14 protein-coding genes are annotated in these 22,075 nt (G+C 38.5%); 6 read left to right on the plus strand and 8 right to left on the minus strand.

Annotation, left to right across the window (positions count from 1 at the left end; genetic code table 11):
* Window positions 1-127 precede the first annotated feature (127 nt).
* Window positions 128-1,240, minus strand: a complete 1,113-nt coding sequence (locus ACYVHJ_RS06555; protein ID WP_460513373.1) for a DUF6920 family protein — start codon at window positions 1,238-1,240, stop codon at window positions 128-130.
* A gap of 277 nt (window positions 1,241-1,517) precedes the next feature.
* On the opposite strand from ACYVHJ_RS06555, the gene ACYVHJ_RS06560 reads away from it, so the two are divergent.
* Both ACYVHJ_RS06560 and ACYVHJ_RS06565 read left to right on the plus strand, forming a co-directional pair.
* On the plus strand, window positions 1,518-3,032 hold the full coding sequence (locus tag ACYVHJ_RS06560; protein ID WP_460513375.1) for a sulfatase: 1,515 nt from the start codon (window positions 1,518-1,520) through the stop codon (window positions 3,030-3,032).
* Window positions 3,033-3,094: 62 nt separating this feature from the next.
* Complete coding sequence (locus ACYVHJ_RS06565; protein WP_460513378.1) at window positions 3,095-4,285, plus strand: winged helix-turn-helix domain-containing protein; 1,191 nt, start codon at window positions 3,095-3,097, stop codon at window positions 4,283-4,285.
* A 355-nt stretch (window positions 4,286-4,640) separates the two neighbouring features.
* Here the strand turns inward: ACYVHJ_RS06565 and ACYVHJ_RS06570 are convergent, their stop codons facing one another.
* Entirely contained in the window at window positions 4,641-6,038 is a 1,398-nt protein-coding gene (locus tag ACYVHJ_RS06570) for a M56 family metallopeptidase (RefSeq protein WP_460513380.1), read from the minus strand.
* Between the two features lie 430 nt (window positions 6,039-6,468).
* On the opposite strand from ACYVHJ_RS06570, the gene ACYVHJ_RS06575 reads away from it, so the two are divergent.
* Window positions 6,469-9,723, plus strand: coding sequence for a SusC/RagA family TonB-linked outer membrane protein (locus ACYVHJ_RS06575; protein ID WP_460513382.1), 3,255 nt, complete (start codon window positions 6,469-6,471; stop codon window positions 9,721-9,723).
* A gap of 10 nt (window positions 9,724-9,733) precedes the next feature.
* Window positions 9,734-11,170 carry a SusD/RagB family nutrient-binding outer membrane lipoprotein gene (locus tag ACYVHJ_RS06580; protein WP_460513384.1) on the plus strand — a complete coding sequence of 479 codons (1,437 nt, stop codon included), beginning with the start codon at window positions 9,734-9,736 and terminating at the stop codon, window positions 11,168-11,170.
* A gap of 112 nt (window positions 11,171-11,282) precedes the next feature.
* Here the strand turns inward: ACYVHJ_RS06580 and ACYVHJ_RS06585 are convergent, their stop codons facing one another.
* From ACYVHJ_RS06585 to ACYVHJ_RS06610, 6 genes are all read right to left on the minus strand, one after another.
* Complete coding sequence (locus ACYVHJ_RS06585) at window positions 11,283-12,638, minus strand: TolC family protein (RefSeq protein ID WP_460513386.1); 1,356 nt, start codon at window positions 12,636-12,638, stop codon at window positions 11,283-11,285.
* A 4-nt stretch (window positions 12,639-12,642) separates the two neighbouring features.
* Window positions 12,643-15,804, minus strand: a complete 3,162-nt coding sequence (locus ACYVHJ_RS06590) for an efflux RND transporter permease subunit (RefSeq protein ID WP_460513388.1) — start codon at window positions 15,802-15,804, stop codon at window positions 12,643-12,645.
* A gap of 57 nt (window positions 15,805-15,861) precedes the next feature.
* On the minus strand, window positions 15,862-16,980 hold the full coding sequence (locus ACYVHJ_RS06595) for an efflux RND transporter periplasmic adaptor subunit (RefSeq protein WP_460513390.1): 1,119 nt from the start codon (window positions 16,978-16,980) through the stop codon (window positions 15,862-15,864).
* Window positions 16,981-16,985: 5 nt separating this feature from the next.
* Window positions 16,986-17,459 (minus strand): MarR family winged helix-turn-helix transcriptional regulator, encoded by a 474-nt coding sequence (locus ACYVHJ_RS06600; protein ID WP_460513392.1) that lies wholly within the window; start codon window positions 17,457-17,459, stop codon window positions 16,986-16,988.
* 374 nt (window positions 17,460-17,833) lie between these two features.
* On the minus strand, window positions 17,834-18,772 hold the full coding sequence (locus ACYVHJ_RS06605) for a mechanosensitive ion channel family protein (RefSeq protein ID WP_339903652.1): 939 nt from the start codon (window positions 18,770-18,772) through the stop codon (window positions 17,834-17,836).
* A gap of 282 nt (window positions 18,773-19,054) precedes the next feature.
* Window positions 19,055-19,591, minus strand: a complete 537-nt coding sequence (locus ACYVHJ_RS06610) for a lipocalin family protein (protein WP_460513395.1) — start codon at window positions 19,589-19,591, stop codon at window positions 19,055-19,057.
* Window positions 19,592-19,947: 356 nt separating this feature from the next.
* Here ACYVHJ_RS06610 and ACYVHJ_RS06615 point away from each other — a divergent pair, with 356 nt between their 5' ends.
* Both ACYVHJ_RS06615 and ACYVHJ_RS06620 read left to right on the plus strand, forming a co-directional pair.
* Window positions 19,948-20,913, plus strand: a complete 966-nt coding sequence (locus tag ACYVHJ_RS06615; RefSeq protein ID WP_339903650.1) for a Ppx/GppA phosphatase family protein — start codon at window positions 19,948-19,950, stop codon at window positions 20,911-20,913.
* Window positions 20,914-20,988: 75 nt separating this feature from the next.
* Window positions 20,989-22,062 (plus strand): Ldh family oxidoreductase, encoded by a 1,074-nt coding sequence (locus tag ACYVHJ_RS06620; RefSeq protein WP_460513397.1) that lies wholly within the window; start codon window positions 20,989-20,991, stop codon window positions 22,060-22,062.
* Window positions 22,063-22,075: the final 13 nt, after the last annotated feature.

The following is a 22,075-nucleotide window of genomic DNA, read 5'->3' on the forward strand; positions in this document are numbered from 1 at the left end:
AAATAGAAATTTTGTTGCCTTTATATAAAACTGAAACATTCAGCAGACCATCTATCAGGCGATGGAAATATGATTCGGAAATCAAGTGAGACAGCCTATGTATAAGGTAGCACATGTAGATTAAACCTTAGTCCAAAACCAACGGCATTTCTGTAACATTGTATTTAATATCTGTTATTTCCAGCTTTAGCCAAGTCCAATTGACATGCGCTAACTTCCATTCTGCTTTGGAAGAAACAGGGATTCTAATACCATTACGTTCCTCTGTTTTTATGGCACTAACTGTCCATTCTGTAGGAATGGAGTCCTTGGAGTCTTTATAACGCATGGCTACAAACTTTTTGAAATCCCCTCTCTCATCAAAGTGAAAAATACCGGATCCTATTGTTCCTTTATACTCCATAGTTGCTTTGGCCGAAGAATTGTCAATCGCTTCCCATTTTAAATAAGGACTTACTGCAAAAGATGGAAACCATACCATCTCAGCCAAATAACGCTGTAAAGAGGCTTGATTTATTTTATCCTCTTTTTTGGTATTCACTATTGAAAAAAGAGACCACAACTTGATTGTCATTTCTCCCTCCCCTTTTTCAAATTTATCTCTTCCCACCACAGGTAATAATGGGTTCATTTGTAAATCTACTGACCAATTAAAAGCCGGAGGGTCTATAGAAAAATATTGATTCGCTTGAGCATTGGTCCATTTCTCTTGCTCCGGTTTCAACCGCATTTGTAAATCTTGTCCCAAGTAAACGTAGTATACCATCGGTTTGCCTATTGATCCAGTGTTGCGCAACCATTTTTGGACAATTAAAGGAAATCCTTCCAACATTTCTTCAGATAAAAGGGCTTGACTGTTGGCCTTGGAGTCGGTAAAAATTTTTTCAACTTCACGCTTCACCTTATTTTTGAAATTAAAACTGGAAAAGGCAAGAATTATCGCAGCCAGAATAACCAAATTTATAATTGTCCCAAATTTGGCATCATACCAATTATTTAGAATTAAAAACTGAGATAGGACTATGCCGGCTAACCCTGTAAACTGCCAATAATGTAACTTTATTGCCAGAAGAAAAGCAGTAACAACAAATAAGACGAAGGTTATCAACCACAACAACCCCATGGGGCGGGAAATTGGCTGAGAAATGGCATTAAATTCCGACAGGTCAAACGCTTTCAAAAATCCAAAGAGGTGAATTACCCCATGTAAGGCAATAATTACAATGAATGCTACTCGCATAATTCTTTATTAATGATGAAAAAAGTTCGGAAATACATTTATTTAGCAACTCTAAAATAATAAAAAAAAGGACCTGTTGTCCTATAACCTTTTATAATCTAAGCATTTGCGACAAACACCCACCTTCAAACCAATTTTCCGGAAGAATTACAGAATTCTAAATGACTGTTTTACACCATGAAATATTTAAATTAGAGGAAACAACAATATTGAGGCTGTCAATAGCATCTTCCACCTGGAAATAAGCTTGACAAGCCATCGGCTAAAAAAAATATTAATGACCTATTTCACATACAAAAACCACAAAATAAAATTGGATATTCGCAAGGCCAAAAAAAACATAATCCTACTTTTTTCTACGCTTTTATTCTTGTTGGTTATACCGACACAAGCCCAAGATCATGGGAAATTGAATGTATTGTTCATGATCTCCGATGACCTTACAGCCACTGCGATATCCAGCTATGAAAACGGAGCAAGCCTAACACCTAACATAGATCAACTGGCTGCTAAAGGCACCCAATTCACAAAAGCTTATTGTCAATACCCGGTGTGTGGCCCCTCGAGAGCCTCAATGATGTTTGGTTATTATCCCAATGCCACCACCACCTATGGGTATGTAAGTGGTAGAGAAAACGTAGGCCCTGAACGTCAATCCTGGGCCCAATTTTTTAAAGACAATGGCTACTATACTGCAAGAGTAGGGAAGATTTTCCATATGGGATCTGTTGATATTATGAAAGGGAGAGATGGCAAAGATGACCCGGATTCATGGACTGAAAGGTACAACAGTCCTGCCCCGGAGGTCCATGCAAAAGGCAGTAGGGAATTGGTACAAAACAATCCTTTTGGTTTGCTTGAAGTTTCCAATGACAGCAATTGGAATGGTGGAAATCAAATCAATATTGTCAAAACCGTTGAAAATGAAATTCACACTGATGCCGAAACAGCCAATAAAGTTTCACAATTATTAAGGCTGCATAAAAACGAACCATTTTTTATAGCCGCCGGTTTTTTTCGTCCTCATGTACCTTTTGTAGCTCCTAAATCTTCATTTGAAAACTATCCATACGAACAAGTAGTCTTGCCTCCTAAGGTCACCAATGACTGGGATGACATTCCTGAGCAGGGAATAAACTATGTAAACAGCCTGAACGGAGAAATGACAGAGGAGCAAGAGAAAAAGGCTATTGCTGCTTATTATGCCTCTACTTCATTTTTGGATGAGCAGGTAGGCAAAGTATTGCAAACCTTGGAAGACGAGGGCTTGGAAGGCAACACCATTGTAATTTTCACCTCAGATCATGGTTTCTTTTTAGGAGAACACCGCTTTTGGATGAAGGTTGGGTTGATGGAAGAATCTGTAAGGGTTCCACTTATTATTAAAGTTCCCGGGCAAAAACCTACCGTTTGCCATTCTTTTGCAGAATTAATTGATCTATATCCTACCATTTCAGAATTGGCGGGTTTGCAAGCACCAAAAGCTATCCAAGGTAAAAGCTTGGGGAAACTGATAGACAACCCCAAGCTAAAAGTAAGGGATTTTGCGTTTTCCGTTTCCCAAAGAAATGGTAGGATGGGATATTTAATTCGTTCATCAGACTGGGCCTATATTCAATATGGGGATGAAGCCGAAGGTGGCATGGAATTGTATGACATGAATTATGATCAGGGGCAATACAACAATCTGGCAAACTACCCCCAATACACAAATGTGATCGCTGAAATGCAAGGCCTCTTAAAAGGTAAATTAGTTGATGTTCGTAACAATGATCTGGGCATAACTTATTGAGATGAAATCGGCTAAACTCCACAAATACCTATCAGTTATTGCTTATCATAGAAATAGAAAAAATGACTGAAAAACTTACGCTTCAGCAAGCACAAAAACTAGTCCTTGCGTCTCAAGGGATCTTTAACCCTAGAAAAAATGTGCCCGCCATAGAGCAAACTCTTTTGACCATAGAAAAGCTCGGCTATATTCAAATAGATACAATATCTACTGTTCAGCGTGCCCACCATCATGTCTTATGGAGTAGAAACCCAAAGTATCAAAATGCACAAATAGATAAATTGGTGGCCGAGAGAAAAATATTTGAATATTGGTCTCATGCTGCTTCGTATTTACCCATGAAGGATTACAGGTTTAGTCTTTTTCGAAAAAATGCCCTATTAAAGGGTGAGGAAAAACATTGGTTCAAGAAAGACCTTCAATTGATGGATCTGGTCTTAAACAGAATCAAAAATGAAGGACCTCTGATGGCTAAAGACTTTGGTTCAGAGAAACAAACTAAAGCCTGGGGTAGCAAGCCTGCCAAGCAGGCCTTGGAAAACTTGTTTATGCAGGGGGAATTAATGATCACCTCTCGCAAAAACTTTCACAAGGTTTATGACCTGACAGAAAGGGTATTGCCAAAGGCCATTGACCTACGAATGCCTTCTCAGAAAGAATATCATCGATTCTTAATCAACAATTACCTTAAGGCCAATGGTATTGGGCAAGCTTCTGAGATCTCCTACCTGTTAAAAAACACCAAAACACACATTGCTGCCGAACTGAAGGAAATGCATTCTTCAGGGGAATTAACAAAAGTTACAGTAAATGGGATTGATTATTTTGCTTTGCCGAAATCTTTGGCATTGCTTGACAAGCCATTGAACTGTAAACAACTAAAAATCCTCTCCCCTTTTGACAATTTGCTCATCCAACGAAAACGCATGCTCAATTTGTTTGATTTTGATTACCAGATTGAATGTTATCTCCCGGAAACAAAACGTAAATATGGCTACTTTTCATTACCAATATTATGGAACGGCTCATTTGCTGCAAGAATGGATTGCAAAGCAGATAGAAAAACTTCCATTTTAAACATCCATCATTTGGCATTGGAAGAAGGTCTGGGAGACAGGGACGCTTTTGCCTTGGCCCTCTGCAAAGAGCTGGAAGCCTTTAAAGAATTCAATAATTGCATGGAAATCCAATTTCACAAAACCAGCCCTTCTGAGGTCAAAACATCAATCAACAAAACTTTATTAACCAATTAGTAAAGGCTAACTATCCCCCCGACCTCCTTTATCCTTCCGATGAGACACAAATTAAAAAAAATCAACCCCTATTATTAACCAATGGCTTATATCTACAATTGGCACTTGAGGTTGATCAATTTGAAGTTCTTTGGAGAAAAGTTCGGAATAAACAGGCATTATCGGTTATTGCTTTTTACCTTATTTTTTACCGGAATATTACCAAACCTGATACAATTAAAGAAGCAGAAAACTAAGGCAAAAAAGAAGGTGATTGTGGGCCAGAAATAAATCCCGAGGATCCGAAGACATAATGGACTCCTTTATTGGCCATTTGCAAAACGATTAAACCTGCATCTATTAAGACATCTCTCTTTTATTTATTATCACGAAAATTCATATAATATTTATGTCGATCTACTACAGCCTTTTTATAATAAGCCGCATAATAATCATTGGTCATCAAGTCAACTTGATAATAATGTTTGCCATAATTTTTGGCGTTCTTTTCAAGTTTGCTTACAAAAAACCTCCCAATATCCGTATTGGTGTAATTATCCAAATCTGCATTACTTATTCGTTTTCCATCCATCCAAACTCCATACCTATTAGCATCCTTCCATGACTCGATTTGCTGTTCAGTAGGCACCTTTTTATTCATAGGTGGAGGTGAGGACCTAAACACTATCATTTGTTGGGACTGTTGATCCTTACTCATTATTAAAAACAAGGCTTGTAATCTTTCCCTATCCACAATAGAAATTTTATATTCCACAGGACGCCCTTTATCATTTTTTGCTTTATTAACAATCTCTCTGTACTCAGCAAGTTGTGCAGGAGTCGCCCCTTCTGTCGTTGATGGAACAACAATTTGTTTTGACTGTACATTTTTAGTTTCTTCTTGGGCAATTGTTACTGTGCCGAAAAAAAATACGGCCATACCCAATAGAGGAACAACAGCTACTTGCTTACACAGTGCATTTCGGAATGATTTAGTTTTGGTCATCATAAGTAAACGTTTTTTAGTAATAGAATAATTAAATCGACTTGTAATAAATGAGCTTGCCTGTTCACTGACTTTATCAAACAATAGATAACGATAGGATTTAATATCAGAGATTTGATTGATCACTGCCTCATCGGCAAGAAACTCATGGTTGAGCGCAATGGCTTTTCGGAATAGGAAAATAAATGGATTAAACCAGAAAAAAATTTGGAGGACTTCTACGAATAAGATATCCAATGAATGCTTTTGGGATACATGTGCAAGTTCATGAACTAGAATCTCTTCTTCAATATTTCCACTTGTATATGCTTCCTCATTGAGAAATACATATCCTAAAAAACTATGAGGCACCGTATTTTGATTAAAGAGAACAATTTTGCTTCCCCTATAAGGTATACAAACCCCTTTTCTTAGCTTTTGTAATATATATTTAATATTTATTAAAAACCTCGATAAAAATGCTACAGTAACGAAAAAATAGACTAACCCAAAACCCCAAATCATATAATTAATACTTTTTACATATGGTTTATTTTTGAACGATTCGGGATTAATAGAAAATGTTGATTCAAATACCACCGCATCAACGAGCTCCCTTGGCAATACCTGCTGTTTAAAGGCAATAAATGGGATAATAAATGATAGCATCAAGCTTATCAACAAATAAAACCTATTGAATTTATACATATGTTCCCCCTCTAATACTAGCTTGTAGAAAAGAATAAACAAAGCAGAACAACCGATAATTTTAATTAGGTAATAGATCATTATTCTATATTTAAATACTTTATTCTACAAATGTAGATTAAATAATTTAAACTTCAAATAATCATAACTAATTTTTTATTATACTTGATTTTTAACAATTTAAAACACACAAAATCGGAGAAGAAGAAATATTTAGTACATATCAAATATCATAGATAAATTATCATTTCTAAAAACAGAGCAGAAATCAAATTTACCTGCTTTTTTAGCTCAATTGAAAAAAATGCCCATAGGATATTCTATAAGCAATTAAACAAATGACAGGCATTATTGGTTAAATCAAATTAACCTAACACTATTTTATAAAAATAATATTCTATAGAATTTTGGAACTGTTTTTGTAGACAATAATTTCTCTATCCTTAATTTATTATAATTAAATAATTTAGGTTAGGATTTATTTATCAATTATCACTTAAATGATAAAGCTATGAAGAATATTTTACTCTGTTTTGTGCTTATCGCATGCACAACAATTTCTGCTATTGCTCAGAACAGGACAGTGACAGGGAGGGTAACCTCATCAGATGAACCGGAGGGAATTCCGGGCGTAAACGTATTAGTTAAAGGTTCAATGGTAGGATCAATAACAGATATTGACGGCAACTATTCTGTGGCTGTTCCTGATGGATCAAGCACATTGGTATTTAGTTTTGTTGGCTATATGAGTCAAGAAGTAAATGTCGGCAATCGATCTACGATTGATATTGTATTACAACAAGATGTTAATGAACTTTCAGAAGTTGTTATTACCGCCTTAGGTGTAGAAAGGAATAGAAATGAATTGGCCTATTCTGCTCAGGAGGTAGATGGAGAGTTGATTACCCGAACAAGAAGCCCGGATTTTGTCAACTCCCTTTCAGGTAAGGTGGCAGGGCTTGACATCAGGAGTAATAATACAATGGGGGGATCTACCAATGTTATTATTAGGGGCTACTCCTCTATTACAGGCAACAACCAAGCACTTTTCGTAATCGACGGCGTTCCCATCAGTAATGCGAATAACAATACCAGCACCAAAGCTTATGAAGCCAATGAAAGCTTTGGTAGCCAACAAACTGGACGCGTTGGTACTGACTTTGGAAACGCCGCTGCGGATTTAAACCCCGACAATATAGAATCAGTTAACGTATTGAAAGGAGCAGCAGCAACAGCGCTTTATGGTTCTCGTGCAGCCAATGGCGTGATCATGATTACCACCAAAAAAGGTAAGGAAAACAGCATGGATATCACCATCAACTCCGGTGTCATTTGGAGTTCAATTGACAAAAGTACTTTTGTGAGGTACCAAAAAGACTATGGTGCAGGATATATAGATGCTTTCAGAACACCCCGGGATCTGGGAGGCGGAGTTGGTCCGGTGGTCAGGTTTCAAGATGATGCTTCTTACGGACCTGCATTTGATCCTGGCCTAATGGTTTATCAATGGGATGCATTGGATCCATTTTCTCCCAATTTTGGAAAAATGACCCCATGGGTGGCTGCACAAAATGATCCAAGTACTTATTACGAAACCGGCCTGAACTCCAACCAGAGCATCATTATCAGCGGTGGTGGAAATGATGCTACTTTTAGCTTAGGATATACCAGGAATGATATCAAAGGCAATCTTCCAAACAGTACCATAGACAAAGACCAATTCAATTTCAATGGGTCCTATAAAGCTTCGGATAAATTGACCATTTCAGCTTCCGGAAACTATGCAAGAACTGTAGGTATGGGTAGATATGGCACAGGCTATAACGGCAGGAATCCCAATCAGCAATTTAGGCAATGGTGGCAAACCAATGTCGATATAAGGGAACAGGAAGAAGCCTACTGGAGAAATGAACAAAACATAACCTGGAACTGGAACAGTTCCAATACCGGCCCCATTTACTCAGACAACTTGTACTGGACGAGGTATCAAAATTACTCCAACGACAGCAGAGACAATTTTTACGGATACGCCTCCGTAAACTATGAAATAAATGATTGGCTTAGCGTTATGGGGCGGGCATCTTTCAATACCACCATTGACTTACAGGAAGAGCGGGTAGCCATTGGAAGTGCAGATGTCAGTCAATACACCAGGTTCAATAGGGATTTCAATGAGTCCAACTTTGATTTGTTATTAAATTTCAATAAGGACATATCCGAAGACATCAGCTTTACCGGATTATTGGGTTCCAATCTCCGAAGAAGTAGAATGAGTTCCATCAGAGCCAGTACAAATGGAGGCTTGGTAGTCCCCGGACTGTATAGTTTATCCAACTCACTAAATCCTATACAGCCTCCTTTTGAAGAGGTAGAAAATATAGGAGTAGACGGAGTATTTGCCAATGCCAATTTCGGGTACAAAGAAACTTTATTTGTAGAGATTTCGGCCAGACAGGATAAATCAACCACCTTGCCTGAAGACAACAACACTTATTTTTACCCTGCTGCGGCAGCCAACTTGGTGTTTTCAAATTTAATTGATGTCCCATGGATTACCCATGGAAAGATCAGGGCAAACTATGCTGAAGTAGGTAATGATGCTCCTGCGCTGAGTTTATACAATGTATATACTTCACAGACAGGATACGGTTCTATTCCGATTTTTTCATTACCCAGCACGAGAAACAACAATTCCTTGTTACCTGAAAGACAAAAAAGTTTTGAAGCAGGTATGGAGTTAGACTTTTTCAGTAGTCTATTTGGTTTTGACATCACCTATTACAAGTCCAATACCATAAATCAAATTTTACCTGTCAATACCTCGGCAGCCAGTGGATACACCAAGAGGTTTGTCAATGCAGGAGAGGTGCAGAATCAAGGAGTTGAAGTTTCGGCTTTTGTGACTCCTATTCAGACAAGGGATTTTTCATGGACCATGAACCTGAATTACGCCAGGAATAGAAATGAAGTCATAAGTTTGTTTGGAGAAGGAGAAAACAAAGTATTGAATGTACCAATTGCTTCTTTTCAAGGTGGAGTTTCGGTAAATGCAGCAGTCGGTGAACCATATGGAATCATTAAGGGTAGGGATTTTATCTATACCAATGGACAACCTACAGTTAATGAAGACGGCTATTATATGGTTTCGGAAAACTCGGATGAAGTCATTGGAGATCCAAATCCTGACTGGATCGGTGGAATCAACAACACCCTTGCTTACAAAGGCATTTCTTTAGGTTTTCTTATTGATATTCGAAGTGGTGGAGACGTTTTTTCCTTGGATCAATACTACGGTGAAGGAACCGGTTTATACCCTAAAACAGCAGCTATCAATCAAAAAGGGTTTCCATCCCGTCTACCTGTAGAAGATGGTGGAGGAGTTTTGCTGCCTGGAGTGAAAGAAGATGGCAGTCCCAATGATATTTATGCAGAAAACCTAAATGGTGACGGGATCACTCCTTTTGGCTATGCTGCAAATAACTATGGCGAGTCCCCCCGCTCACTTTATACTTTTGACGGTAGCTTTGTAAAACTAAGAGAAGTTGCTCTTACTTATACACTGCCAGCTTCATTGATGCAAAAGATTGGAGTTTTCGAAAGTGTAGACTTACAATTTATCGGTCGAAACTTATGGATTATTCATAAGAACATGGAATTCTCTGATCCGGAGGAAGGATTAAGCTCCGGGAATGCCGGTAGAGGTTATCAAAGCGGAGCTTATCCTGCTTTAAAGAATTATGGTTTTAATGTTCGGTTAAATTTCTAAACCTGAAAAGATGAAAAAGATAATTATAACTATATTCTCCATGATACTGATGGTATCATGTGTAGAAAATTTAGAAGATTACAATGTGGATCAAAAGAGTGCTGCAAACGTACCGCCTGCCACCTTATATACCGGAGCAGTAAAAGAGCTTTCGGATGTGATTACTACACCTGATGTGAACGTCAATAACTATAGGTTTTATGTTCAGCACTGGACAACAACCCAATATTTGGATGAGCCTAGGTATAATATGACCACCCGGCTCATCCCACAAAATGTATGGCAAGCGTTGTATAGAGATGTTTTGGCAGATCTTGGAGAATCTAAAAGACTGGTGGAAGAAGATGCATTCACTACAGAGCCCGTGAAAGGCAATCAAATGGCCCAGATAGAAATAATGGAAGTTTTTGCCTGGTCTGTTTTACTAAACACCTTTGGAAATGTCCCTTATTCTGAAGCCTTAAATCCGGAAAATTCACTTCCTGCATATGATGATGCATCCTCCGTGTATGGAGAAATCTTAACCCGTCTAGATGCCGCTCTTAATCGTATTGATACTGACGAAATAGGTTTTGACGAAGGAGATATCATATATGAAGGAAATATGGAACTGTGGTGGAAGTTTGGAAATACGCTTAAACTAAAACTAGGAATGGTAATCGCGGATGTCAATAGCAGCATGGCACAAAGTGTGGTAGAAGCTGCTGCTCCAAATGTATTTATGGACAATTCAGAAAATGGCGCCTTCCCTTATTTAAACGCACCTCCTAATAACAACCCTGTTTCGGAAGAGATGAATCCTTTATTTACCTCCAGGCAGGATTATGTGGTGGCAAATACCTTAGTAGATGCCATGAATGAATTAAATGACCCTAGAAGACCTTTTTATTTCACTCAGGTGGATGGAGAATACCAAGGGGGGATTTATGGTTTTTCAAATTCCTATTCAGATTTCTCCACCATCAACCCAACCATAACAGACCCTACCTTTGAAGCTCTATTATTGGATTATTCAGAAGTGAGATTCCTGCTTGCAGAAGCTGTTGAGCGAGGGTATAATGTGGAAGGAACTGCTGAGGGACATTATAACGAAGCAATTGCTGCTTCTATAGCTTACTGGGGAGGAACCGAGGAACAAACCAACACTTACCTCGCCCAATCTCAAGTTGATTACTCAACGGCCCCAGGTAATTGGCGGGATAAGATTGGCAACCAAAAATGGATTGCTCTATACAATCGAGGCTATGATGCCTGGCTTGAATGGAGAAGACTGGATGCTCCCGATTTGCAACCCCCATCTATAGAAGGAACAAGTGATCTTGTTATTCCTAAGAGGGTGATTTATCCTATTAATGAACAAACGCTCAATGGAACAAATCGATCAGTAGCAGGACAGGCCATTGGAGGAGACAATAGCGAAACCTATTTATGGTGGGACGTGGAATAGCACTTTCAGCTTAGCTATGCCCCCAAATAATTTATAAGTAATTAAAAACAAAAGCGGTACTATCTCAGGACCGCTTTTGTTTTATATAATCTCCCAGATCCGCCAGTACTCCTTACAACCCCTCTAAAAGTATTCCTGCCAATTGCTTTAAGCTAAGTTCCTCAAACTTGGCATTGTACTTTGCAATGCTGAAATTATTCTGAGCGTTTCTTAAATTCAATTGAGCTTGCCTAAATTCTATTGAATTAATTTGTCCTTGTTTGTACAAATCGTCACTGCGTTCAAAATTCTTTAAAGCTGTTTCCAAATTTGCTTTCTCGGCATTAAAAACAAACAATGAATTTTGATAAGCAGAATAGGCATTGAGCACATCCCTTTTCACAGAATACTCAGTTTGCTCTTTTAAAACTTGCTGGCGTTCGATCTCTATTCTGGCATTTTTATTTCTTACCCGCGTCGCGCCTCCATCAAAAATATTCCAGCTCAAAGTCAATCCGGCTTGTGGACCAAAATTATAACTACCAGTTACAAATGCTCCGGCAGGATTTCTATTGCCGGAATAATTGTAACCGGCATTTAAAGAAATAGCAGGAAACCAGCCCGATTGGCTTGCCTTCAATGCAAACTCACTGTTCCTCAATTGACTATTGGTTTGTTCAATCAATACATTTCGCTGATAGGCTTGACTTACCAGCTCCTCTTTGGTTCCTGGTATAGAAAAAGAATTGGTTGTATCCACTACAAACTCAGTTTCAATTTCACGTCCCATTATCAGATTTAGATTCCTTCTGGCGTTCTCCAAATCCTGAGTAGTGTTAAGCAAATTAATGCTATCATTGTTTACATCAACTTGCGCATTCAATAAATCAATCTGAGTGGTTTGCCCATATTCAAAACTATAGGCCGCACGTTGCATTCTGGTGGTGGAAATACTCAAAGCATTTTTTAAAATACTTACACCCTCCGTCAATTGAGCCATCAAAAAGTAAGCATTAGACAGTTCCAAAACCGTATTCTCTATGATTTGTCTTGCCTGCAATTCGGAAATATTGTACAACTCTTTCAACTGTTTGTAATTGTACATCCTCCCAAATCCATCGAACAGTATGTAGTTTAGGTTAACGGAACCACTATAATTGTAAGCTTCCGTCGGATCATAGCTAAAGTCCCCATTTGCGGTTTTGTTTTCGCCTTGATAACCTGAAACGCCTATATCCCCATTGGCCTGTATTGAAGGCAGGTAGCCACTATTTAAAATGCTTTGATTGTTATTGGCTACCTCCAGGTCTTTTTCTGCCACCTTGATGTCATAGTTGTATTTCAGCGTAAGATTCATTGCATCTTCACGTGAAAGCATTTCTTGCCCATTAGCAACCAAGCTTGAGGCAAATAAAACCAACCCAGTAACCACCGTAAATAATTGAGAATGCCGCGACTCCATTTGGATATTTTTTATTTTTACTCTCATTTTGTTAAACATTCTGCGTTGATTCTTCATTTTCATGCAGCTCCTCCACTGCTGGCTCCACCGATTCCTTTGATGGCTTAATTCCTTCCCAAAGCCATAATGAATAAACTTTTAACAAATTACCTACTGACAAAAGCATGGGAAGCATAATCAAAGTAAGCACCGTAGCGATGGCTATTCCATAAGCAATGGCAATGGCCATTGGAATTAGAAATTGAGCTTGCCTGCTTTTTTCTAAGATCAAGGGAGACAGACCTGCGATGGTAGTCACAGAGGTAAGAAAAATGGCTCGGAATCTGGATTTTCCTGCTTGAATTAAAGCCTCATCAAAATCAACCCCCTCTTGCAAGAAGTTGTTAAACTTACTTATAAGCACCAAACCGTCATTTACCACGATTCCAATAAGGGCGATGATACCTAGTAGTGATAGCATATTAATCGGGAAATCATGTAACCAATGCCCCCAAGCCACCCCAATCAAACTAAACGGTATCATCACCAATAGCAAGATCGGCTGCAAATAGGAACGAAAAGTAAAAGCGATGATAACCAGGATTAGAAAGATGATGATGGGAAAAACCTTACCGGCAGAGGCAGTCACCTTTCCGGCCTCACGATTTTGACCTTCATACAATGCCGAAACAGTTGGGTATTTCGCCATGATCTCAGGCATTACATTCTCCCTAATATCAGCAATAATATCTGAAGAGCTATCCTTAGGATCTTTTAGGTCGGCCTCTACTTTTATTTCTCGTTTTCCGTCCAAATGATTGATAGTGATTTCTCCTCTAGCGATATAATAGGTAGCAATTTCACCTAAGGGAACACGATTACCGGAGGCACTTACTATATGCATATTATCTAAATTCAAAATAGAAGAACGCCCTTCTCTTTCATAACGCACCCAGACAATAATCTCATCCTGTCCCCGCTGAAATCTTTGAACCTGTAAACCATTAAACCCGGCACGAACCTGCCCTATCACGTCATTTAAAGTAAAACCCAAAACATAGGCCTTGTCCTTTAATTCAATATTAATTTCATTTATACCTGCAGGATCATTATCACTTATATCACGCAATAGGCTGTTTTCTTTGATTTTTTCTTTTAGCTCAAATTTGGCTGCCTTTAGCTCCTCTATATTGTAACTTAACAGTGATACAGAAACAGGTTTGCCCCCAAAACTGGACCCGGCATCAAAGGTTAAACTCTCCGCAGAAGGGTGCTCACCTGCTGCCTGAGCAATAGATCCGGCTATTTCTGAAGCCGTAAAATCACGATCTTCACCCGGTAGCAAGTTGATTTTTAAAGAGGCATTGGCTGTACCCGGACCAATTCTCTTAATAATACTTTGAAAAACCTGGGCGCCACCTGACTGCTTTGCCGTGTATTCCTTATTGACCTCGATGGCCACATTCTCAATTTGTGTTATGATAGAGTCTGTCACGCTAGGGTTTATTCCTTGTGGCATTTTCAAAGTAACATTAACTTGGTCTGATGCTATGACGGGAAAAAAGGTTGTTCTAATTATCCCCCCTTGGATGGCTCCTGTAGTGATCACAAACAAGGCGATAAGAATTGAAAAGCCCAACACCTTGTTTTCCATACAGAAATGAAGAACCGGACTATAGAACTTATTGCGCAGAAAATTCAAGAATGTAGTTGCCCTGGTATTAAACCAATACTCTTTCTGACTACCGGAAAGTGCTTTTGAATGTGCCACATGCGCAGGGAGAATAACCAAGGCTTCAAACAGAGAGAAGGCAAGTGTTAATATGACCACTATAGATACCTCTCCAAAAAACTCTCCTAATCGGCCATCCAAATAAAAGAAGGTGGAAAATGCAACCAAGGTGGTAAGAATGGCTGAAGTAATTGCCGGTAAAACCTCCATTGTCCCATCTATGGCTGCCTGAACGCGGGATTTCCCCTGTTCATGGTGGTAGAAAATATTCTCAGCAATCACAATTCCATCATCAACCAAGATCCCTATCACTATTATCATCCCAAATAGAGAAAGTACATTTATGGTAATATCAAAATAGGAGGCCATCATAAACATTCCCATAAATGAAATAGGAATACCAAAAGCCACCCAAGCTGCCAACCTTGGACGCAAAAACAAGGAAAGAAAAAACAGTACCAAAGCTATCCCCTGTATACCATTAACCAATAAAAGCTCCGTACGTTCTACAACTATTTGAGACCTGTCATTGGTTATACTTAGCTGGATATTGTTGTGGGTTTCATTGAATTCTTTGGCATATTTGGTCGTTTTCTCTGCAGCTTCAATTAAATCTTCATTGTTAGTTGTACTAATTGTAAATGAAATAGAGGGTTGATTATTGAAATAACTTCTATCAGGAGTTTCAGACCAGGCATCTTCTGTTACTGCCACATCTTCTAAAGTAACAATAGCACCATTTTCCTCGGTTTTTAGAATAATATTGTTAAGCTCTTTTCCATAATAAGATCGATTATTTACCCGAATCAAATAATCCTCTGCCTCGGTTTTAATAGCCCCACCGGTAACCAAAATATTGTTATTGGCCACAGCATTGGCAACATCACTAAATGTCAAATTATAGGAACGTAATACTTCTTCATTTACCGAAACCGTAATTTCTTCATCAGGATAGCCGGCAATTGTCAGCTGAGATATTCCTTCAATACCTCGCAAGTCATTCTCTATCTCCCTTCCGATGGTTTTAAGGGTTTTCAAAGGGATATTCTCCCCACTTAATGCCAACTCAATGGAGACATTTAAATTTTCATTTTTGGCCACTACCGGTGGCTCCATTTCTGCCGGAAAGGAAGGGACTTTATCTACAGCATTTTTTACATCGGCCAATAATATATCTATATCATAACCTTTGATGGCCTCTATAGAAATGCTAGCCGTATTTTCCGAGGAAGCTGAAGTAAAACGGTCAATCCCCACAATCCCACGTAAATTGTCCTCAATTTTTAGAACAACCCCTTCTTCCATTTCTTGTGGGGATGCTCCGGGATAATTGATAGTAATGTCTATAAACTTCGAATCCTGCAAAGGAAAAAAGCTGGATTTTAAGGATAACATCCCAAATGTACCCAAAACCACTACCGCCAGGATAATGACATTGACTGCCACAGGGAATTTTATAAAATGTGATATAATTGATTTCATTTTTAATCTAGTGAATGGTGAAAAAACTGTACGAAAAAAGCAGAAAAGAAGTCACCGTTATTGCTCCTCGTAAATACTTACTTTCATGCCCGGGTAAGCTCCTGTAGGCAACTTTGTAAGCACTTTCTCACCATCTTTTAACCCGCTTATCACCACAGACTTTTCCTTATAAAACAAAGGTTCAATTGTTTTCTGGACAAGTACTGAATCCTCAACCACAAAAACTTGATTCTTATCAAATACCACACTTCTGCTCAATTCATAAGCATTTTCAACCTCCGTGGCCATGATATTTGTTTTCACATACATGCCTTCTTCCAAGCTTTTACCTGTGACTTGTACATACACGTTTATCGTTTGGGTTTCACTGTTGACCAATCTGTTGATTCGAACAATTTCTCCAACCCATTCTTTTGAATCGTTATTTGTGGAGGTAACAGTTACTTTTTGACCAATCCCTAAAAAATCAATCATGCTAACACTCACAGGTGCTTCAATTTCAAAAACTGTTGGCTGAATAAATTCTCCCAACTTTTGTCCAGGCCTAATCAAAGAACCCGGAGTCACCAAAGCTTCCACCAATACCCCATCAAAAGGTGCCATAATATTGTATTTGGCCAAAGTCAATTCCATATTCCTCACATTGTAATAGGTAGAATAAATGGTCCGGCCGGTAATAAACATCTTTTCCTGATTGGATTCAGGTTCCGGAAGTGCTGGCAAGGGTTTATTTACATCGATTTGACTCAGGAAATCATTCCATTTTTCAAAAGACGAGGAGTAGTCTAAACGAAGATCAGCAAGTGCTGAAGTCACCAAATTTTGAAGACTACTTTTCTGAGACATTAAACTAGCACGGTAAACATCCGACTCAATGGCAACCAAAGGCTTTCCTTTTTTATAGAAAGCCCCCTCCTTAAAACTACCTATAGGAGATGTCATTACACCTTGCACTTCTGCGTAAATTTCAACCCTATTCTTTGCCTCCAAACTTCCGGTAGCTGTAAAGCCCAAGGGTAATGTGGAATTTTTAATGGTTTCAGCAAACACGGTAGCCGTGGAAATGCCTTTATTTTTTAATGGTGGCTTTTTGCTTTCTTTCAGAATATTAGATAATGTAAACCCGCCAAACAAAACCGCAATACTTACGCCAATAATGATTAGTTTTCTTTTCATATACACTAGTTGCTATTGCAACCACTTTTTAGATTCTCAATATTTTTTTTTATTTTACCTAAAGTTCTTATCGTTTGTTCTAGCTCCTCCGCCGGTATATTTTCCTGGATTTGTAATACCAATTTTCTAAAGATCGGAACAGTATTCTGAAACACCTGCTCTCCGTGTTTGGTCAAATGAACCATGTTTATTCTCTTATCCGTTGCAGAAGGGATTCTCGCTACAAGATTTTTCTTTTCCAAAGTATTAATAAATCTGGCCAATGAAGCTTTGTCTCTTTCTGTAATAAATGCCAAATCATTCTGAGGTAAAGGCCCCTTCATCGACAAGGCTTTTAACACAAGCATCTGCTTTTTAGTCAAATCCACCCCGGCTTCCTTTAGGTTTGCATTAATGAAAATATCTACCCATTTCATGGTCTTTCCTAACCATGGCAAAATACCATATTCATTAATATTGGGCTTATAATCCTTATCCATTTCCATCAAATTTTGAGCAAATATAAATTAAATGATTGCATATGCAACTATTCAAATGTTTAAAAATAATTTTATCCAATGAATTGAGAGATAAACACACAACCTAAAATCATTAGTTTTATAGAGGTGTATTTAGTAAATAAAAAGGCTAAACTAGATCAACCCTGTAGTTTAGCCTTCAAATTAAAAACTATACAAAAAAATTGAAGGCAGTTTGAAAAATTCACCAATCCTGTGACATTAATTATGAAAAAAGGCTAAAATCAATTTAACCTCCCCATAAATGATAATTGAAATACTTAGACCGGTAAAGCAACAATAAACATTTACTCCACTACATGGATTAAAGTAAAAACCTTAGTTCCACATAATTCCTATTGCTCTCCTTGCGGCTTGTCTTGACGCTGATCACTTATATTGGCTTGCATTTTTTCCCTGGGAAAAACCTGATTCAATTTTTCACCGCCTTTGATACCAAAGTCCAAGGTTCGGATTGGGAATGGAATCATGATATCTTCCTTATCAAATGCTTTTTTAATCGCAATAATAGCTTCACTTTGACTCTTCAGAAACTCCAATTGACTTTTAAAGGCTACCCAAATCATAATTCTAAAATCAATGGAGCTACTTCCAAAGGCCAAATAAACAAGGTCAATGTCTTTATTTTTATTAATATTAGGTACGTTTTCTACTGCTGCTATGGCAATGTCTCTTACCCGCTCCAAATCCTCCCCATAGGATACCCCGACATTTAAATCTATTCTTTTATAAGTGTTTTCAGAATCGTTTACCAGGGGATTTTGAAACAACATCTTGTTAGGAATGATAACCTCCTGTCCTTGAAATGAGGTCAGCTCTGTGGTTCGTATGCCAATACGTTTGATAATACCACTGTACCCTTCACAGTGGATCACCTGCCCAATTTTAAATGGTCGTTTTATGGCCATGAAAAAGCCGGCAATAAAATTAGTGGCAATGTCCTGGAAGGCAAAACCCAAAGCCAAACCAATTATTCCTGCCCCTGCAAGCAAGGAAGAAACAGTTTTGTCAAGGTTTAGGAAACTTAAAGCTGTAAAGACACCAATTGAAATAACTATGATATAAATTATTTTCGATATTATGGAAGAAAGCGAGTCGTTCTTAATTGCCTTACCCAGAAATCTATCGCTTAAATTTTTGACCACCCTAGCAACTAAAACAAATGCGATAAGCACCAATATCGCTACCACAAAATTTGGAAGCATTTTAACCAAAAGTTCTAGCCATCCAATTAATTTTTGAGTAAGAATATCGTAATATTTATTAATTTCCATGGTATATTAATTTCAGTTATTCAATTTCGAAGCCAATTACTATGCCTTTAATTTTTAAGGAGCCAAAAGATAAACCTATTGCATAAAAAAAAGTTTTAAACTATTTGGCGCAACATCAATTTAATCAGTTGGGAAAAGGCAATATTATATTTTAATAATAAAATAATTTTATTCCGACACACATTATAACAAGCAAAATCCTGCCCGCAGAGACCTCCAGCCAATTTATAACCTCAGACCATTGTTCGGTCGCCTCCACAGTAATAACTTACAGTAGAATTTTTATATCTTATCATGACTTACCCAAAGAAGCGTTGAAGTATCATAACCGATATTCTCAGCCATTTTCAGGTACTTACTCCTAATGTTTATAGGTATATCCGTCCCTCTAGAAAGTATCCATAGGTATTTTTGACTTTTCCCGGCAACCAAAGCATATTGATAGTCTTTGTCAATTGCGATTACATTATACCCTGAATAAAATGGCCCGAAAAATGACACTTTTAGCTTCCCCACATTCTCAGTCTCAACAAATTTTGCCTTTCCTATGGCTTGAGTCCATTCTTCTTTTTTTGTATTGTAACCTCGATTGTCGACCTTAATCGTCCCATTGTCATTGATAGAATAGGTGGCTGTGGTATTATTTAAGTTTTTTTCAAACTTGAAATCCATCCTGGCAATCTCATACCATTTACCTAAATATTTTTCCTGATCAAAGGATTGCACTGCTTCCGCCCCTTTTGGGATCGTTGCACAAGAGAAAAGCCCTATCATAAATATCCATGTTAATAATAAGAAAACTAAAATTTGGTTTTTCATTAATAGAAAGCCTTTTAGAAGATGTATTAACTATTAAAACAAATGTTGTGCCTGTATCCCTATATCTAAATAAAAATCTTGATAGCATAAATCAAGTGTTGTTATTCCTTCAGTATTTCAGAAAAACTTCATCGCCCCAAACACTTTGCATTCCATTCTTCTTGAGCCAATATATCACTTTTATCCACCAAAACTGATCTATGATCTATAATTAAACTCCTAATTATTTTGATTATAATAATTTGAAGTTTCTCTGAATAGTTTTTAACATCATTTTTTTGAATATAAAATCCCGGGCATGAATAATTTTTCAAGAAACTTTATATATTCGCACAAACTTTTGAAAGCCAGGTTTTATGAAAAAAAAGGCGGCAGTCATCGACATGGGCACCAATACCTTTCATCTGCTAATGATAGCATTTGACAGCAATGGTTTTGAGGTAATCTACCAAGAAAAGGTTCCCGTGAAAATCGGTCAGGGAGGCATCAATCAAAACATCATTCTTCCGGAAGCTGAAAAACGTGGATTGCATACCCTTGAGCATTTTCACAACCTCATTAAAGGGGAAGGCATTTCCCAAATTTTCGCATTTGCCACCAGTGCGGTAAGGAATGCTGACAATGGATTTTCTTTTATCCGGAAAATTAAAATACAAATCGGAATAGATGTACAAATCATAGACGGTGAGCGGGAGGCTGAACTGATTTATAAAGGTATTCGCTTGAGTGCTTGTCTCAGCTCAGCCAATGCCCTAATGATGGATATTGGTGGAGGATCTGTTGAATTTATTATTGGAAATGTGCATAAAATACTTTGGAAAGGAAGTTTTGAAATAGGTGGCCAAAGGTTATTGGACTTGTTCCATTACCATGATCCTATTCTCCCTGAAGAAGTGGAAAAACTATCCCTCTACCTGGCGGAAAAATTAACTCCGCTTATAAAAGCCATCAATACACATGCTCCTCAACAACTAATAGGAGCTTCCGGCACCTTTGATACTTTGACAGACATGTACCTGGCTTCGGAAGGAAAGAAAAAAGACAGAAAAACTATTCGTCATATTTTACCTGTTTCAGCCTTTGAAAACATGGCTTCAGAACTGTTGCTACTTGACAAAGCCAAGCGACTTAAAATCCCCGGTATGATTCCTTTAAGAGTAGACATGATTGTGGTGGCTTCCTGTCTGATTCGTTTCATCACTCAATGGGTTCCAACGGATCAGTTGGTTTGTTCAACTTACTCCTTGAAGGAAGGTGCTGTTTCGGAAGCAATGACCAAAACGGAAAAAATAAAAAGCACCAGCCTTACACCTACCCAATAAAAAAGGAAAGTTCTTCCATTAGGCTTTAACTTTTAGCATTTTTGCACCATCGATCACCCAATTTCTTGTCCAATAATGAACTTCACCCACCAACAATTAGAAAAATTTACCTTTGCCGTATTACAAAAAATAGGATGCCCTGAGACTGATGCAAAAACTGCTGCCTCCGTCTTGTTGTCCGCAGACTTAAGAGGGGTAGACTCCCACGGAGTTGCTCGATTGTCAGGATACGTCAGACTATGGGAAGCGGGACGTATCAATCCTTCACCTAATATTAGGGTAGTGCATGAGACTCCAAGTACGGCCGTTGTGGATGGCGATGCAGGTTTAGGTTTGGTGGTGGCCCCCTATGCCATGAAAGTGGCCATAGAAAAAGCCAAAACAGCTGGTACCGGATGGGTATCTGTAAAAAACTCCAACCACTACGGCATAGCGGGTGTTCATGCTATGGAAGCTTTGCAATACGACATGATTGGCATTTCACTAACGAATGCAAGCCCCTTGGTAAGCCCTACTTTTTCAAAAGAGCGCCTTTTGGGCACCAATCCCATATCGGTAGCCATTCCGGCCAATGAGCAACCTCCCTTTGTGTTGGACATGGCAACAACTACTGCCGCCAATGGCAAACTGGAAATCCTCCAAAGGAAAAAAGAACAAGCTCCTGAAGGCTGGATCCAAGACAAGAATGGGCAATCAACCAGAGATCCTTTAGGGGTGAAAGATGGTGGTGCACTTTTGCCCCTAGGTGGCGACAGAGAACATGGTTCTCAGAAAGGTTATGGATTGGGAGCGGTAGTCGATATCTTTTCCGCAGTACTTTCAGGAGCCAATTACGGCCCTTGGGTCCCCCCTTTCGTTGCATTTTTAGAACCTCACCCAAACCCTGTTGGGGAAGGTTTGGGTCATTTCTTCGGCGCAATGCGCGTGGATGCCTTCAGGCCTGCAGATGATTTCAAACAACATATGGACAATTGGATCAGCCGGTTCCGAGAGGCTTCACCGGTGGATGGTCAAGAAAAAGTGTTGATCCCAGGTGACCCTGAAAGGGAATTAGAACAAGAAAGAAAAGCCAACGGGATACCATTATTAACAGCAGTGGTAGAAGACCTACGTGCACTGGGTGATAAACTAGGTGTAGCATTGGAATAAGCTATTACATACC

The organism is Cyclobacterium sediminis (assembly GCF_054781075.1).